The organism is Nocardioides sp. F233 (genome assembly GCF_057813895.1).
Map to the genome: position 1 here is coordinate 594166 of NZ_JBVASH010000002.1, position 15486 is coordinate 609651.

A 15486-nucleotide genomic window follows, 5' to 3' on the forward strand; every position below is an offset into this window, starting at 1 on the left:
CTGCGATGATCCGGTCATGAAGACCGTGCTCATCACCGGCTGCTCCTCCGGGATCGGCGCCGCGACGGCCAGCCGCCTCGCGGCCGCCGGCTGGGACGTCTGGGCCACCGCCCGCCGTCCCGAGACGCTCGCTGACCTCGCCGCCGCGGGCTGCCACACCCTTGCCCTCGACGTCACCGACGAGGCCTCCATGACCGCCGCCGTCGTGGCCGTCACCGAGGCCACCGGCCGGATCGACGCCCTCGTCAACAACGCCGGCTACTCCCAGTCCGGCGCCCTCGAGTCCCTCGACGTCGACGACGTCCGCCGCCAGTTCGAGACCAACGTCTTCGGTCTCCTGCGGCTCACCCAGCTGGTCCTGCCGACGATGCGTGCCCAGCGCTCAGGCCGGATCGTCAACATCGGCTCGATGGGCGGCAAGCTCACCTTCCCGGGTGGTGGCGCCTACCACGCCAGCAAGTACGCCGTGGAGGCGCTCTCCGACGCCCTGCGCTACGAGGTCTCCGGCTTCGGGATCAAGGTCGTGCTCGTCGAGCCGGGCCTGATCACCACCAACTTCGAGGCCGCCGTCGCTGCCGGCATGCCGACCGGCGAGGGCCCGTACGCCGCCTTCAACGCCCAGGTCCAGGCCTCCACCTCACAGGCGTACGCCGGCCCGATGGCCCGCTTCGGCGGCCCGCCCGAGGCGGTGGCGAAGGTGATCGAGAAGGCGCTCACCAAGGACCGGCCGAAGCCGCGCTACACGGTGACGGTCTCGGCGCCCGCTGCGATGGCTGCCCGCAAGGTGCTCGGCGACCGCGGCTGGGACCTCGCGATGCGCTCGCAGTTCCCGCGCCCGGAATAGGGAGATCGTCGAGTAGCTGCGAGCGCCAGCGAGCGGCGTATCGAGACGCCTCGCCCCTGCGTTCGTCGAGTAGCTGCGAGCGCCAGCGAGCGGCGTATCGAGACGCCTCGCCCCTGCGTTCGTCGAGTAGCTGCGAGCGCCAGCGAGCGGCGTATCGAGACGCCTCGCCTGGTGTCGATACGCGCGTCGCGACCTCGTTCCTCGGTCGCGGCGCTACTCGACCTCCCCGCCTGGTCCGCGCCGGTGCTCGCAAGCTCGCACCGCCGCGGGGCGGTGAAAAAGCGTCGAACCCCCGTACCTTGCGGTCGGGGGTTCGGCGAATGCGTGCGCTCAGCTGTTGGGGCGCTTGCCGTGGTTCGCGCCCTTCTTGCGGCGCGCGCGGCGCTTGCGGCCGGTCTTGCCCATGGTTCCTCCTCGGATAGATCGGTCCAGTGTCGCAGGTGGGCGGCCGGTCCCGAAAATCGGCCCCGGACGTGGGCAGGAACGGGTTCTCGACTTCCGGCGTGAGGCGGGTCACCCCGGTGCTACGCTCCGCCGCACTGCTCCCCATCTCGGCCGCACCCCGCGAGGCTCACCCATGTCGGTTCCTGCTCCGCGCCACCGTGCGCCCCGTGCCGCCCGACCGGGCCGTCGTCGTACGTCGCTGCTGGTGACGCTCGCCCTCGGCACCGGGCTCGCGAGCGTGCTCACCGCGTCGCCCGCCCGCGCCGCCGGGCCGTGGTTCGTCGCGCCCGGCGGCAACAACAGTGGCAGCTGCCTGAGCGCCGCGACGCCCTGCGCCACGCTGACCGGCGTACTCGCCAAGCCCGGCGTCGCCGCCGGTGACACGGTCAACGTGGCGCCCGGCACCTACACCGACCGCCCGGCCGTGACCAAGCAGGTCAAGGTCGTCGGCACCGGACCGAACGTCGTGTTCCAGGGCGGTGGCACCGGTTCGGCGACGTGGGCGCTCGCCGTCAACACCAGCGGCAACGTCGAGCTGCGCAACCTGACCCTGACCGGCGGCACCTACGCCGCGGGCGGCGCGTTGCCGGTGGTCACCGCGAACGTGAAGGCCTACGACGTCGCGATCACCAACAGCACCGCCATCGCGGGTGCGGGCGCCTACGTCTACTCCGGCTCCCTCGAGATGTACGGCGGCCGGATCGCCGGGAACAAGGCGACCGCGACCTCCGGCAACGCGACCGGCTGGGGCGGAGCGGTGTACGTCGCCGGTCCGGGCTCGCTGCTCCTCGACGGCGTGACGGTCGAGAACAACAAGGCCGACGGTGCGGGCTTCTCCTCGATCACGGTCGGCGGTGGCGTCACCAGCGCCGGCCCGCTGACGGTGCGCAACGCGACCTTCCGCAACAACGCCGTCCTCACCGCGGCGCCGACCGCGAACACCGGCTACGGCGGCGCGATCTACAGCGCCGCCACGGCCACCATCACCGGCAGCACCTTCACCGGCAACACCGCGACCTTCGGCGGCGCGATCGCCAACGCGGCCCCGGCGACGATCACCGGGACCGAGCTCCGCGGCAACACGGCGATGGTCGGCGGCGGGATCTACGCGGGCAACCAGCTCGCTGTCACCGGCAGCACCGTCGCCGCCAACACGGCAACGGTCAACTACGGGGGCGGCATCTACGCTGCGGGCGCGCTCACCGTCGACGACACCGACCTGACCGGCAACACGGCACCCACCGGCGGTGGCGGCATCTACTCCGCAGCCGCCACGACCACGATCCGCAACGGCAGCACGGTCGCGGCCAACACCGCCCAGAGCGGCGCCGGCATCTGGTCGGCCGGCACCCTGACGGTGCGCGACTCCGCGATCACCGACAACGACGCCTCCTTCCAGGCCGGCGGCCTGGCCGTCGGTACGACGGGCACGGCCGACACCCCGGTCGCCACCGTCACCGACAGCGTGATCTCGGGCAACACCGCCCCGGTCGCCGGTGGTGGCGTCGTCGCCGTCGCCCGCAGCACCGTGAACCTGACCGGCACCCGCCTCGCCGACAACACTGCTGCCGGCGGCGGAGGCCTCGTGGTCGCCAACGGTGCCCGGGCCACCCTCGACCACGTCGTCGCGACCGGCAACGTCGCGACCAGCCTCGGCGGCGGCGCCGTCTTCAGCTCCGGCCGGACCACCGTCGTCGACTCGACCCTCGCCGACAACCAGGCGCTGTGGACGTCCGGCAACACCACCGGCCTCGGTGGCGCCATCTACACCGGCGGCGGTACGACGACCGCGGTCACCGCCGAGCTGACGGTGCGCCGCAGCACGCTGAGCGGCAACCACGCCTACGGCGGCTCGGCCGTCGTGTCCTACGCCCCGGCGTCCGGCGCGACGAGCACGACGCTGATCGACACCTCGACGATCGCCGACAACATCTCCTCCTCGACCTCGGGCGCGCTGCTCAACGGCGGCCACAAGCTGACCGTCACCGGCTCCACCCTGACCGGGAACTCCGCGGCGGCCGGTGGCTCAGGTGCGGTCGCGACCTTCGCGGGCACCGACGTCGGCATCGCCGGCTCGGTGCTGGCCGGCAACACCCCGAAGGCCTGCAACCTCGCGCTCACCTCGGGGGGCAACAACCTCGCCGGAGCCGGCGACACCGGCTGCGGTGTTCTCTCGGGTACGACGGACCTCGGCCCGCTCGGCGACCACGGCGGCCCGACCGCCACCCGCGTCCCCGGACCGGGCAGCGCGCTGCTCGACACGATCAGCCCGTCGGCCACCACCGGCCTGACCAACGCCGTCACCGGCGACCCGGTCCTGCTCTGCACCCCGGGTGCCGTCGACCAGCGCGGCGAGCCGCGCCGGGCCGGTGCCCGCTGCGACATCGGCGCGGTCGAGGCCGCGCAGGTGGCCCCGCAGATCGACGTACCCGCCACCCTCGACCTCACCGTCGGCAGCTCCGTCGACCAGGTCCTGGTGACCTCGACCGCGGGCAGCCCGCGCCCGGTCATCACCTCCGGCGCCCTGCCCGCCGGGCTGAGCCTGGTCGACCACCACGACGGCACGGCGAGCCTCACCGGCACTCCGACCGGGCCCGGCGGCTCCTTCCCGGTCACGCTCACCGCGACCAACGAGGCCGGCGCGGACCAGGCGACCGTGACCATCGAGGTCCACCAGGCGCCCGTCCTCACCGGCCCGACCAGCCTGACCTACCGGGTCGGCCGGGCCGACGGCCCCGACGAGTTCCACCAGTCCGGCGGCCACCCCGCCGCGACCCTCGCGATCGCCGACGACCTGCCGGACGGGATCACCTTCACGCCCGGCTCCGGAGGCACCGGCATCCTCGCCGGCACGCCGGCGGCCGGCACCGGCGGTGTCCACCACCTCACCGTCACGGGCAGCAACGGCACCGGTCCCGACGCCACGTGGCCGTTCACGCTGACCGTCGAGGAGGCCGCCACGGTCTCCGCCGACGACGCCACCGTGCGGGTCGGCAGCGCGGTCGAGCTGCCCGTCACCTCGGGCGGCTTCCCGGCGCCCGTCGTCACGGCCACCGGCCTCCCGGCCGGCCTCGCGCTCGACGGCGACGCGATCACCGGTACGCCGGCCGCCGGCTCGGGCGGCAGCTACGACGTCACCCTCACCGCGGTCAACGGCATCGGCGACGACGCCGTCGACCACCTGACCCTCGTGGTCCAGGAGGCCCCCTCCGTCGACGGCCCCGCCGCCGTGCGGTTCGTGGCGGACGCCTCCGGGAGCTTCGACTTCACCGGTGGCGGCCACCCGGCCCCGACGCTGAGCATCGACGGCGACCTGCCCCCGGGCGTCAGCTTCGACGTCGACAGCGACGGCACCGCCACCCTGCACGGCACCGCGCCGGAGAGCGCGGTCGGCAGCTACCCGGTCACGATCACGGCGACCAACGGGATCGGCGACGACGCCACCCTCGAGGTCGTGGTCGAGGTCGCCCCGAAGGTCGGCATCGCGACCACGGCCCTCCCGCAGGCCGCGGTGGGCAGCGCCTACGAGGCGTTCGTGGTGGCCGAGGGCGGCGCGGCGCCGTACACCTTCACGGTGACGGGCGGATCGCTGCCTGCCGGCCTGAGCCTCGGCACGGACGGCCGGATCAGCGGTACGCCGACCGGCGCCCCCGGGACCGCGACGGTCGAGATCCAGGTCGCCGACGGCGGCGACCCGGTCAGCAAGGCGCGGCGCACCTTCCAGCTCACCGTCACCAAGGGTGTCACGACGCTCGTCGCCGAGCCGGTCATCACCACGAACGCCCTGCTCGCGACCGGCACGCTGCGCGCCCGCCTGACCGGTGGCCTGCCGGCGCAGCCGCTCGCGGGGCAGACGATCGTGTTCAAGGGCGCGGCCAACGTGACGGTGTGCAGCGCCGTCACCAACGCCGACGGCGTGGCGACCTGCAACCTGACCCTGGTGAGCACGGTGCTCACCGCACTGCGACTCGGCTACCGCGCCGAGTACGCCGGGTCCGCCAGCTGGCTCCCGTCCTCGGGGACCGGCGCCCTGCTCCAGGTGTCGGTGCACGCGGTGGTGCCGACCCCCTGACCGGGGTCGTCGATCAGGACAGGCGGGCGAGGAAGCGCGCGGCGTCGACGACGACGCGGGTGACCTCGCCCGACCCGACCAGCTTGCCGGGCCGGCCCTCGGGGCCGACCTCGCGGGCGGACACGGCGTAGCGGCGCAGCCGGCCGTCGGCGTACACCTGCCGGGCGGTGACCTCGATGCTCCCGCCGACGGGGGTGGCGGCGAGGTGCTCGAGCTCGACCCGGGTGCCGACGCTCGTCTCGCCCTCGGCGAGCTCGTCCTCGACGGCGGCGCAGGTCGCCGCCTCGCACCACGCGAGCAGCCGCGGCGTGCCCAGCACGGGCAGGCTGCCGGAACCGACCGCGAGCGCGGTGTCGGCCTCCGTCACGGTGAACCTCACGGCGTCAGCCTCCTCGGTGGGTCGTCGTTCGGCATCAGATGCCGAACGTGCTGCGCGGGTACGCGGCGTCGACGTCGGTGATCACGTTGACGAGGTAGGGCACGTTCGCGGCGAACGCCCGGTCCAGCGCCGGCCCGATCTGCCGGGGGTCGGTGACCGTCTCGCCCGCGCCGCCGAGGGCGGACACCACCTGGTCGTACGCCGTGCGCGGGGCCAGGTCGGCCGCGACGTCGTACCCGTAGAGCATCTGCATCGGGCCCTTCTCCAGGCCCCATGCGGAGTTGTTGCCCATCACCATCACGACGGGCAGGTCGTGGCGCACCAGGGTGTCGACGTCCATCAGGGAGAAGCCGGCAGCGCCGTCACCGAGGAGCAGCACGACCTGCGAGGACGGCCGGGCGATCCGGGCGGCGACCGCCGCGCCGAGGCCGGCGCCGAGGCAGCCGTAGGGCCCGGGGTCGAGCCAGCATCCGGGCCGCTTCGGCTCGACGAACTTGCCGGCGAAGGAGACGAAGTCGCCACCGTCGCCGATCACCACGGCGTCGTCGGCGAGCCGGGGGACCAGCTCGCCGTAGATCCGCGCGGGGTGCACCGGGTCGGCCTCGGCGCCGAGCAGCTCGGCGTCCTTCGCGCTCGCCGCGGCCACCGTGTCCCGGAGCAGGGTGAGCCAGTCCGACCGGTCCGGCTGGCTCGCGCCCGCCAGCGCCTCCAGCAGGCCGTCGAGGACGGTGGTCAGGTCGCCGCCCACCGACGCCGCCAGCGTCGCGTGGCCGGACACCTGGCCGGGGGAGTCGGCGATGTGCACGACGGCGGCCGACTCGGTGCCGTCCTTGCCGCCGAAGACGCCGTAGCCGAGCCGGAAGTCGAGCGGCGTGCCCACGACGACCACGAGGTCGGCGCCGTTGATCGCCGCGCCGCGGGCCTTCGTGACCAGCAACGGGTGACCGCCCGGGACCACGCCGCGGCCCATGCCGTTGGTGATCGCGGGCAGTCGCATCTCCTCGACCAGGCGCAGCGCGGCCTCCTCGGCGTGGTCGGCCCACACGTCGGTGCCCAGGATCAGCACCGGCCGCTGCGCCCGTGCGATCAGCCCCGCGATCCGCGCCACGGCGTCACTGTCGGGCTCCGCGCCGCGGTAGGACCCGATCACCGGGGGAGCGCCGGTGCCGACGTTGAAGAACTCGTCCATCGGTACGTCGACGTACGTCGGCCCGCGGTGCGAGGACCGGGCCTCGGTGAAGGCGGTGTCGAACCCGGCGGCGACGTCGTTCGCCGTCATCAGGGTGGCGGCGTTCTTCGTCACCGGCGCGACGATCGGCAGGTGGTCGATCTCCTGCAGCGCTCCCGTTCCCCAGCGGTTGTTGGGCGCCCGGCCGCCGACCACGACCATCGGGGACCCGGCGAACCGGGCCTGGGCCATCGCGCTGACCCCGTTGGTGACGCCCGGCCCGGCGGTCAGCACCGCGAGCCCCGGCACCCGGGTCAGCTTGCCGGTCGCCTCGGCCGCGAAGGCCGCGGTCTGCTCGTGGCGTACGTCGACCAGCCGGACCGGCGTGCCGCCGTCCTGCTGGGACTTCACCGCGCCGTCGTACATCGGGAACACGTGGGCTCCCGAGAGCGTGAACATCGTCTCGACGCCGTGGGCGCGCGCGACGGCGGTGGCGATCTCGCCGGCGTGGCCGGTCAGCGGGGTCTCGTCCGGGGGAGTGGAGGTCACCCGGGCACCCTAGCCAGCGGCGGGCGCCCGGTCAGCCACCTCAGCCGACGTCGTCGAGGAAGTACGGGTGCACGCGGCGCAGCGAGGCGACCAGCGCGAGCAGCAGGTCGGGACGGACCGCGGGGTGGCGCGGCGAGATGGTGAGCTGGAGGTAGATGGCCCGCAGCACCGCCTGCGCGTTGCCGGTCGCCCGGTAGGGGTCGCGGCCGCTGCGGGCCTTGGCCCGGGCACCCTGCTCGAGGCGGACCACCCACGGCTCGAGGACGCTCAACGGCACCCGGTCGCGACGCAGGATCTCCATCACGGCGTGCGCGATCCGGTCCGGCTCGCCGTGGACCAGCGGGGGCGTGTCGGGGTTGAGCACGCGGTCCGCGATGACGTCGAGCAGCACGGTCAGCTCGGTCATCCCGAAGTGTCGGGAGGCGGCCAGCGCGGCCAGTGCGTCGGCGCCGTGGGCCGCGGCGTGTGCCCAGCCCTTGCCGGGCACGAACCCGCGCAGGTCGCGCTCGCGGACGTACCAGGCGGCGATCCGGTCGCCCCAGTGCAGCACCTTGCTCGGGGGCAGCCGGCGGATCCGGGTGTCGCGCTGGATGCACTCGGCCAGCAGCAGCACCGAGAAGCTGCGCCGGAAGACCGAGTCCGTGTCGCGCTCGCCGATCCCGTTGTTGAGCCCCGCGCACATGCCGTCGCCGAGTCCGGCCAGCAGGTCGTCGTACGCACCGTGCTCGATCCAGGTCGCCAGGAAGGAGTAGGCCATCCCGTCGCGCACCTGCGGGTCCGGATCGCCCAGCATCTGCGTCAGCTGGGCGGTCAGGTCGCCGATCGGGTGGTCGGCAGGCGGTCGCCGTTCACCGTCGCGGAGGGCCTGCTGGAGGCGCGCCCAGTCCACCGACACCATCAACCCACACCCTCCGGAGCCGCCGAGCCTTCATCCCCCGTGCCCTATCCTGCCAAACAATGTGAAGGGACCCTAAGTGGCGACGCCCCGGCGCTCTCTAGAGTGGTTCCCGTGCCCTCCCTGTCCGCGATCGCCCGGCGTCACACCGACCTCGACGATGCGGACATCGCCTGGCTCCAGCTGATCCAGGCCGACTGGCAGGTGATCGCCGACCTGTCCTTCGCCGACCTCGTGCTGTGGCTGCCCGACCGCGGTGGGGCGGGGTTCTGGGCGGGCGACCAGATGCGCCCGACGACCGGCCCGACGGCGTACGTCGACGACGTCGTCGGCACCTTCGCGCCGACCGGCCGCCGCCAGCTCGTGGACGCCGCCTTCGAGCTCGGCCGGATCGCCCGGGAGGGCGACCCCGAGTGGCGCGACGACGTGCCGGTGCGGGTCGAGGCGATCCCGGTGCGCCGCGCCGGCAACGTGATCGCAGTGATCAGCCGCAACACCAACCTGCTCGGCGTGCGCACCCCCAGCCTGCTGGAGATCAACTACCTCCAGGCCGCCACCGACCTGTCCCAGATGATCGCCGCCGGCCTGTTCCCCTCGACCGCCCAGCGCAGCGACCACGCCGACTCGCCGCGGGTGGGTGACGGCTTCCTGCGCGTCGACGCGGCAGGTCGGGTCATCTACGCCAGTCCGAACGCGCTGTCGACGTACCGCAAGCTCGGGCTGACCGGCGACCTCACCGGCCACCGCCTGCCCGACCTGACCCGTGAGCTGGTGCCGCCCAAGAAGCGGCCCGACGAGGAGACGCTGAGCGCGGTCCTCGGCGGCCGCGCGCACCGCGACACCGAGCTCGGCGCCTCCGGCGGTCCCGGCGACGGCGCGGCGCTGATCGTGCGCTCGATCCCGCTGCGGCCCAAGGGCGAGCACATCGGCGCGATCATCCTGCTGCGCGACGTCACCGACCTGCGCCGCCGCGACCGCGAGCTGGTCACCAAGGACGCCACGATCCGCGAGATCCACCACCGGGTGAAGAACAACCTGCAGACCGTCGCCGCGCTGCTCCGTCTCCAGGCCCGCCGGATCGGGTCGCCGGAGGCCGCCTCGGCGCTCGAGGAGGCCGTACGACGGGTCGGCTCGATCGCGATCGTCCACGAGACGTTGAGCCAGGCCGTCGAGGAGAACGTCGAGTTCGACGACATCGCCGACCGCCTCGCCCGCCTCGTCGTCGACGTCGGCTCCACGACCGCCCAGGTCGGCGTGCGCCGCGAGGGCAGCTTCGGCGTGCTCGCCTCCGAGATCGCGACGCCGCTGGCCATGGTCGTCATGGAGCTGATGCAGAACGCCGCCGAGCACGGGTACGACGCCGGCGGCTCCGGCCAGATCGCGATCCACGCCGCTCGGCACGGTTCCGTGCTCGAGGTCGCCGTCGAGGACGACGGCCGCGGACTACCGGAGGGCTTCGACCTGGACGCGGCGACCAGCCTCGGTCTGTCGATCGTGCGCACGCTCGTCGAGTCGGAGCTCGGCGGGCACCTGACGCTCGGTCAGGCGCCCGGTGGCGGCACCAGGGCGGGCTTCAGCATCCCCGTCGAGTGACCGGGGCCTCGCTCGGGCGTCGATCAGACGGGGGTGCGGACCCGGGCGCGGGCGTTGCGGCGCTTGAGCGCGCGGCGCTCGTCCTCGCTCAGGCCTCCCCAGACACCGTGGTCCTGCCCCGCCTCGAGCGCCCAGGCGAGACACTGCTCGCGCACGTCGCAGCGACGGCACACAGCCTTGGCCTCCTCGATCTGGAGGATCGCAGGGCCGGTGTTGCCGATCGGGAAGAACAGCTCCGGATCCTCGTCGAGGCATGCGGAACGGTGTCGCCAATCCATGGGTGGGAAAGCCCTCTTCCTTCACTACCGGGGGTGCCCTCGAATGGGCACACGTGATGCCGCAAAAGTGAACGGCTTCACGATCGCTCCGGCAAGGTTTCCAAGGATTGCGTCACGAATCAAGCAATTCCGGTGGTTCGTTGGGTCACAACCGGATGCTGGACACCCACCGCCTAGGCTGCGGCGGTGACTGAAGGGCCCCTCGACCACCCGTCCGACCGACCTCCGCCCCTGACGGTGGCCGCCTCGCTGGCCACCGTCCAGGCGTTGGTGCTGCTCGTCCTGGCGATCCTGGAGTTCGCCAGCGTGTCCTCGGAGCGGCTCGGGTTCGGCCTGTCGACAGCGGTCTTCTTCGCGGCGTACGGCGTCGTGCTGATGGGTGCCGCCCTGGCGATGTGGCGCCGGCACGGCTGGGCGCGCGGCCCGGTGCTGATCACCCAGCTGATCGTGCTGGGTCTCGCCTGGAACCTGCGCGAGCACGTGCTCGCCGCGCTCGGACTGGCCGCGTTCGCCCTGGTCGTCGTCGCCGCTGTCGTCCACCCCGACACGGTCGCGGCTCTCGAGGGCCACCCCGGCGACGACGAGTAGGACCCGGGAACGCCGACGGCCCGGTCCCTCGAGGGGCCGGGCCGTCGTTGCGTGGTGGGCGATCAGGGGACCACGGTCACCGTGATGTAGTTCGACGAGATGTAGTCGTCGTAGCCGGCGTCCTTGGTGTAGTAGGCCTGGAAGACGTACTGGCCCGCCGGGAAGGCGCCGAGGTTGCCACCGGCCAGGCCGTGGAGGCGGCCCTGGGTGATCTGGCGGCAGAAGTCGGTGCCGGCGTTGAACTGGCCCGAGCCGGCCGGGGAGAAGGACTCGAAGCCCAGGAAGGACGGCGACGAGTTGCCGCCGGCGACGTTGCCGTTCTGGTAGAAGTCGACGTAGCCGCTCGTGGCCGGACCACCCTTGTAGCGAACGCTGCCGGACAGCGGGGTGCTCGACGTCGGGGTGCTGATGTCACAGGTCACGGTCGTGGTGTTGAGGCTCAGCGCCGAGTCGTAGACCTCGAACTTGGTCTTGCCCTTGCGGCCGTTGAACTTGGCGTTCACCTTGTAGTGGCCGGTGCCGAGGGCCGGGACGAGGTACTTGGCCTTGCCCTTCTTGACCTTGGCCTTGCCCTTGAGAACCGCGCCGTTGTCGCCGGTGATCGTGTACTTGACCTTGCCCTTGCCCGTGAGGCCCTTGGACGTGAGCACCAGCTTGCTGATGCCGGGCTGGACACCGTCGGCCGACTTCTTGATCTTGAACTTGCCGGCCTTGACCTTCGCCGCAACCACGGCGGTGTCGGCGGTGCCGGGGGTCGCCGCGGCGGTGGACGTCAGAGCGGGCGTGGCGAGCGCGAGCGAGGTGATCGCGATGACGCCAGCGGAGACGAGCCTGCGCATGGAGGAGCTCCTTCGGGAGGGACCGACCCGTCCTGGACGAGGTCTCTGGGATCGGTCAAGAAGTATGAGACGCAGGGGGTACTGCCCGGGGTCCCCGGAGGTAAACGTCGCCCGTGCGTCGATTTCCCGAAGGCTTGCTCAGAGGTGGCTCAGGCCTCGGACTCGAGCGAGTCGCGCAGCTGGGCCAGGGTCCGGCTGAGCAGCCGGGAGACGTGCATCTGCGAGACGCCGATCTCCTCGGCGATCTGGGACTGGGTCATGTTCTTGAAGAAGCGCAGCAGCAGGATCTTCTTCTCCCGCGGCGGGAGGTTCTCCAGCAGCGGCTTGACCGACTCGCGGATCTCGACGTGCTCGAGCGCCTCGTCGTCGACGCCCATCGCGTCGAGCATGCTCTGGCCGCTGCCACCGTCGGAGTCGTCGTCGGTGGCGTCCAGGGACAGCGTGGAGTAGGCGTTGCTCGACTCGAGACCTTCGACGATCTCCTCGACGGAGCAGCCGATCGCCTCGGCGAGCTCGCGCGGCGTCGGCGAGCGGCCCAGGGACTGGGTGAGCTCGGCGGTGCTCGCGCTGATCTGCATGCGCAGTTCCTGGAGCCGTCGTGGCACCCGGATCGCCCAGCCCTTGTCGCGGAAGTAGCGCTTGATCTCGCCGATGATGGTCGGCGTCGCGTAGGTCGAGAACTCGACCCCACGCTCGGTGTCGAAGCGGTCGACGGACTTGATCAGGCCGATGGTGCCGACCTGGACCAGGTCCTCGTAGGGCTCGCCCCGGTTGCGGAAGCGGCGAGCGCAGTGCTCGACGAGGGGGAGGTGCAGGCGGACGAGGGAGTCGCGGGCGCCGTCGCGCTCGGCCCGGGAGGCGTCCTCGTCGCGGAGTACGACGAACAGCTCCGCGCTGCGCCGGCGCGTCACCTCGATGTTGGTCGGCCCGCGCCCGCCGCCACCCCGAGACAGGTCGGTGGTCATGACGCCAGCGACGACCGCACGAGGAGGCGGACGGAGTAGCGTCCGGCGACGGCGTCGATCGCAGCCTCGTCGGCGAGGGTCGCGAGGACCTGCCAGCCGAAGCTCTCGTAGTCGGGAGCAGTGGGGGACTGGGCGTCCGCGGCGATGGTCAACTCCAGCTCGCTGGCGCCGAGCTGGAATCGGCAGTCGAGGACGGCGCCTGCGTCGGCCTCGTCGAGCACCATCGCGGCGGCCTCGGAGACGGCGATGCGCAGGTCCTCGATGTCGTCCATGGTGAAGTCGAGGCGCGCGGCGAGCCCGGCGGTCAGCGTGCGCAGGACCGAGGCGTAGGCGCCGTCGGCCGGGAGGCGCAGCTCGACCTCGTCCGGTCGGCCGGCGGCCGTCGTACCGCCGACAGCAGGGCTGCTCGTCTCCGACATGCCGCATCCTCCGGGTAGGCGTGGGGGAACCAGGTCGGGAACGACCCTACGCCAACGGCCGCGCCCCGGAGGACGCGGCCGTCGGACGGTGGTGCTGCGGTCAGCCGCGCAGGGCGCCGAGGCCGAGCAGGTCGAGCAGGCCCAGCTGGTCGAGCAGGTCGAGCACGGCGTCGAGACCCAGCTTCCGGACCAGGTCGCCGAGCCCGATGTTGGCGAGCAGGTCGCCGACGTGGTCGAGCAGGTTCGCGTTGTCCGGGATCACGATCGGCGAGATCTGGCCCTGCTGGCAGGCCGTGAACGCGGCGCTCGTGGCGGTGGCGACCGTGGCGGCCTTGGCGCGGAAGATGCGGGCCTGGCGGATCTTGGCCCGCTTGTTCGACAGCTTCTTCTGCAGCTTCACGACCTTCGCGCGCTGGTGGTGGCGCTTGGCCTTCTTGATCTTCTTCTTGAGCTTGGTGATCTTGTGCTTCAGCTTGGCGACCTTGGCGTCCGCGTTGGCGTAGTTCGCCTGGGCTCCCTTGGCGGCGGTCTGCTGGACGGTGCAGCTGACGGCGCGCTCGGCCGGGGCCGACGGCGCAGCCGAGGCCACCGGAGCGGCGGACAGCGTGAGACCGAGCGCCACGGCGAGGCCGAGGATCAGCTTGAACAGGGCACGATTCATGCCGGTTTTCTCCCTCAGGTGAAGTCGGCTGCCGCACGCCCCCCATGGCGGCGGCCGAGAGTCGGCCGGGCGCATGGGATGCCCGGCTCGGCGGTCACCCTAGGGCATTTTGGTGAAGCCCCATGCAAGGGGGCCCCGAGACGCGGTTGCGTCCCGGGGCCCCGTGCGCGACGTGGTCAGTCCAGGATCGCGCCCAGGCCGAGACCCTCGAGCAGCGGGCGCAGGCCCAGCATGTCGATGACGGTGTCGAGTCCGAGCAGGTCGACCAGCAGGCCGACGCCGAGCGCGTCGAGGATCTCGCCGAGGAAGTCGAGCGGGCTGGTGCCGGCCGGCACCTGGCTCGGGATGACGGTGCCCAGGCCCCGCTGGCAGGTGGTGTACGCCGCGCCGGTGGCGGTCGCCGCGGTGGTGGCCTGGGCCAGGAACGCCCGCGCCGCGCGCTTGCGCTTCTTCAGCTTCTTGAGCTTCTTCTTCAGCTGGACGGCCGTGGTGCCGTGCGCCTTCGCGGCCTTCTTCTTGGCCTTCTTCACCTTCTTCGCCAGCTTGGCTGCCTTGGCGTTCGCGGCGGCGTAGGTGTTGTACGCACCCTGGGCGGCGGCGTACTGGACGGTGCAGCTCGGCGCGCGCTCGACGACGGCCGGGGCGGCGGTGGCGGCCGGCGCCACCGGGGCTGCGGCCAGCGTCAGGCCGAGTGCGACGGCGACGCCGAGGATCATCTTCAACAGGGCACGATGCATGCCGGTCTCTCCCTTGGTGTGGCCGGCCGCCGCAGGTTCCCTCCCCGACGACCGGTCGCGGACGCCGGACGCTTGGGATGCCCGGCTCGCGGGTCACCCTAAGGCATCGTGGTGACCCCTTGGTGGGTGTTCCGGAGCCCCGAACGCACAGGACCCCGGGACGTCCGTCCCGGGGTCCTGCTCACTGCTGGTTCAGCTGGGTTCGATCAGCACAGTCCCGGAAGCGGGAGGCCGAGCGAGCACAGCGGGTTGCCGCCGCCCGTCGGCAGGCCCGGCAGACCGGGCAGGCTCGGCAGGCCGCCGGCCGGCAGACCCGGAAGGCTGGGCAGGCCGCCGGCCAGCAGGTCGAGGACCGAGTCCAGCGCGTCGAGGACCGGCGCCAGGGCGTCGACCAGAGTGCCGAGGCCGAGGTTGGTCAGCGTGGCCTTGAGGATGTTGACGAGGCCAGTCGGGTCGGACAGGCCGGCGTTGAAGGCGTCGCACAGGCTCTTGAGCTCGGCCGGGGCCGAGGAGCAGAGCTGGTTGAAGGTGCTCATCAGCGGGTCCAGCACGGTCGGGAACAGGTCGCAGAGCTGCTGCAGCTGCGGCACCGCGTCGCAGAGCGCCTGGATGGGCAGCTCGGGCGTGGCCGGCGGGATGGCGGCCGGGCGACCCTGGCAGGTGGCGTACGCCGAGTACGCGCCGTTGTAGGCCGTCACGGTCTGGTTGCGGTAGGCGATGCCGGCACGCTTCGCCTTCTTCGCCTTCTTGAGCTTCTTCTTGAGCTTCGTGATCTTCTTGGCCGGCGCGTGGTGCTTCTTGGCCTTCTTGAGCTTCTTCTTGAGCTTCTTGACCTTGGCGTCGGCAGCGGCGACGTACGCGTTGGCCGCGGCGTAGTTGTTGTACGCCTTGGTCAGCGCAGCGCCCTCAGCAGGACAGCTCGCGAGCTGCGCTGCAGCCGCGGCCGGTGCGGCCTCGGCGGCCGGCGTGGCCGAGGCGACGGACGCCGTGGTGAAGGTCAGACCGAGCGCAACCGCCAGGCCGATGAACATCTTGAAAAGGGCGCGATGCATCGC

The 15486-nt window shown here is 72.4% G+C and carries 15 protein-coding genes; 4 read left to right on the forward strand and 11 right to left on the reverse strand.

The features are described 5' to 3' along the window. Nucleotides 1-16: 16 nt before the first annotated feature. On the forward strand, nt 17-844 hold the full coding sequence (locus ACZYRU_RS09240) for an oxidoreductase (RefSeq protein ID WP_488956793.1): 828 nt from the start codon (nt 17-19) through the stop codon (nt 842-844). Between the two features lie 330 nt (nt 845-1174). Here the strand turns inward: ACZYRU_RS09240 and ACZYRU_RS09245 are convergent, their stop codons facing one another. Then, nucleotides 1175-1249 (reverse strand): 50S ribosomal protein bL37, encoded by a 75-nt coding sequence (locus ACZYRU_RS09245; RefSeq protein ID WP_370249596.1) that lies wholly within the window; start codon nt 1247-1249, stop codon nt 1175-1177. A gap of 172 nt (nt 1250-1421) precedes the next feature. Between ACZYRU_RS09245 and ACZYRU_RS09250 the strand changes: the two genes are divergently transcribed. Further along, the gene (locus ACZYRU_RS09250) at nt 1422-5360 is read left to right on the forward strand and encodes a beta strand repeat-containing protein (RefSeq protein ID WP_488956794.1); all 3939 of its coding nucleotides are present in this window, start codon (nt 1422-1424) and stop codon (nt 5358-5360) included. A gap of 13 nt (nt 5361-5373) precedes the next feature. Here the strand turns inward: ACZYRU_RS09250 and ACZYRU_RS09255 are convergent, their stop codons facing one another. Genes ACZYRU_RS09255 through ACZYRU_RS09265 form a run of 3 tightly spaced genes read right to left on the reverse strand, consistent with a single transcriptional unit; the run spans nt 5374 to nt 8354 of the window. Next, the gene (locus ACZYRU_RS09255) at nt 5374-5739 is read right to left on the reverse strand and encodes a thioesterase family protein (protein ID WP_488956795.1); all 366 of its coding nucleotides are present in this window, start codon (nt 5737-5739) and stop codon (nt 5374-5376) included. A gap of 34 nt (nt 5740-5773) precedes the next feature. Next, on the reverse strand, nt 5774-7456 hold the full coding sequence (locus tag ACZYRU_RS09260; protein ID WP_488956796.1) for an acetolactate synthase: 1683 nt from the start codon (nt 7454-7456) through the stop codon (nt 5774-5776). A 40-nt stretch (nt 7457-7496) separates the two neighbouring features. Then, nucleotides 7497-8354, reverse strand: a complete 858-nt coding sequence (locus ACZYRU_RS09265) for a DUF2785 domain-containing protein (RefSeq protein ID WP_179726695.1) — start codon at nt 8352-8354, stop codon at nt 7497-7499. 111 nt (nt 8355-8465) lie between these two features. Here ACZYRU_RS09265 and ACZYRU_RS09270 point away from each other — a divergent pair, with 111 nt between their 5' ends. Beyond that, nucleotides 8466-9944, forward strand: coding sequence for a sensor histidine kinase (locus ACZYRU_RS09270; protein WP_488956797.1), 1479 nt, complete (start codon nt 8466-8468; stop codon nt 9942-9944). Nucleotides 9945-9967: 23 nt separating this feature from the next. Here the strand turns inward: ACZYRU_RS09270 and ACZYRU_RS09275 are convergent, their stop codons facing one another. Then, complete coding sequence (locus tag ACZYRU_RS09275) at nt 9968-10222, reverse strand: WhiB family transcriptional regulator (protein WP_038678054.1); 255 nt, start codon at nt 10220-10222, stop codon at nt 9968-9970. A 186-nt stretch (nt 10223-10408) separates the two neighbouring features. On the opposite strand from ACZYRU_RS09275, the gene ACZYRU_RS09280 reads away from it, so the two are divergent. Further along, nucleotides 10409-10810: a hypothetical protein gene (locus ACZYRU_RS09280; protein ID WP_488956798.1), complete on the forward strand. Its 402-nt coding sequence runs from the start codon at nt 10409-10411 to the stop codon at nt 10808-10810. 62 nt (nt 10811-10872) lie between these two features. On the opposite strand, the gene ACZYRU_RS09285 is transcribed toward ACZYRU_RS09280, so the two are convergent. The 6 genes from ACZYRU_RS09285 to ACZYRU_RS09310 form a co-directional block, all read right to left on the reverse strand. Further along, nucleotides 10873-11649 carry a hypothetical protein gene (locus ACZYRU_RS09285; protein ID WP_488956799.1) on the reverse strand — a complete coding sequence of 259 codons (777 nt, stop codon included), beginning with the start codon at nt 11647-11649 and terminating at the stop codon, nt 10873-10875. 149 nt (nt 11650-11798) lie between these two features. After that, a complete protein-coding gene (locus ACZYRU_RS09290; RefSeq protein ID WP_488956800.1) occupies nt 11799-12614 on the reverse strand; it encodes an RNA polymerase sigma factor SigF in 816 nt (271 codons plus the stop codon). Further along, nucleotides 12611-13033 carry an ATP-binding protein gene (locus ACZYRU_RS09295; protein ID WP_488956801.1) on the reverse strand — a complete coding sequence of 141 codons (423 nt, stop codon included), beginning with the start codon at nt 13031-13033 and terminating at the stop codon, nt 12611-12613. The genes ACZYRU_RS09290 and ACZYRU_RS09295 overlap by 4 nt, the downstream gene beginning before the upstream one ends. A gap of 100 nt (nt 13034-13133) precedes the next feature. Then, complete coding sequence (locus tag ACZYRU_RS09300) at nt 13134-13694, reverse strand: hypothetical protein (protein ID WP_488956802.1); 561 nt, start codon at nt 13692-13694, stop codon at nt 13134-13136. Nucleotides 13695-13870: 176 nt separating this feature from the next. Then, the gene (locus tag ACZYRU_RS09305; RefSeq protein ID WP_488956803.1) at nt 13871-14431 is read right to left on the reverse strand and encodes a hypothetical protein; all 561 of its coding nucleotides are present in this window, start codon (nt 14429-14431) and stop codon (nt 13871-13873) included. 206 nt (nt 14432-14637) lie between these two features. Continuing rightward, nucleotides 14638-15483: a hypothetical protein gene (locus ACZYRU_RS09310; RefSeq protein WP_488956804.1), complete on the reverse strand. Its 846-nt coding sequence runs from the start codon at nt 15481-15483 to the stop codon at nt 14638-14640. Nucleotides 15484-15486 lie beyond the last annotated feature (3 nt).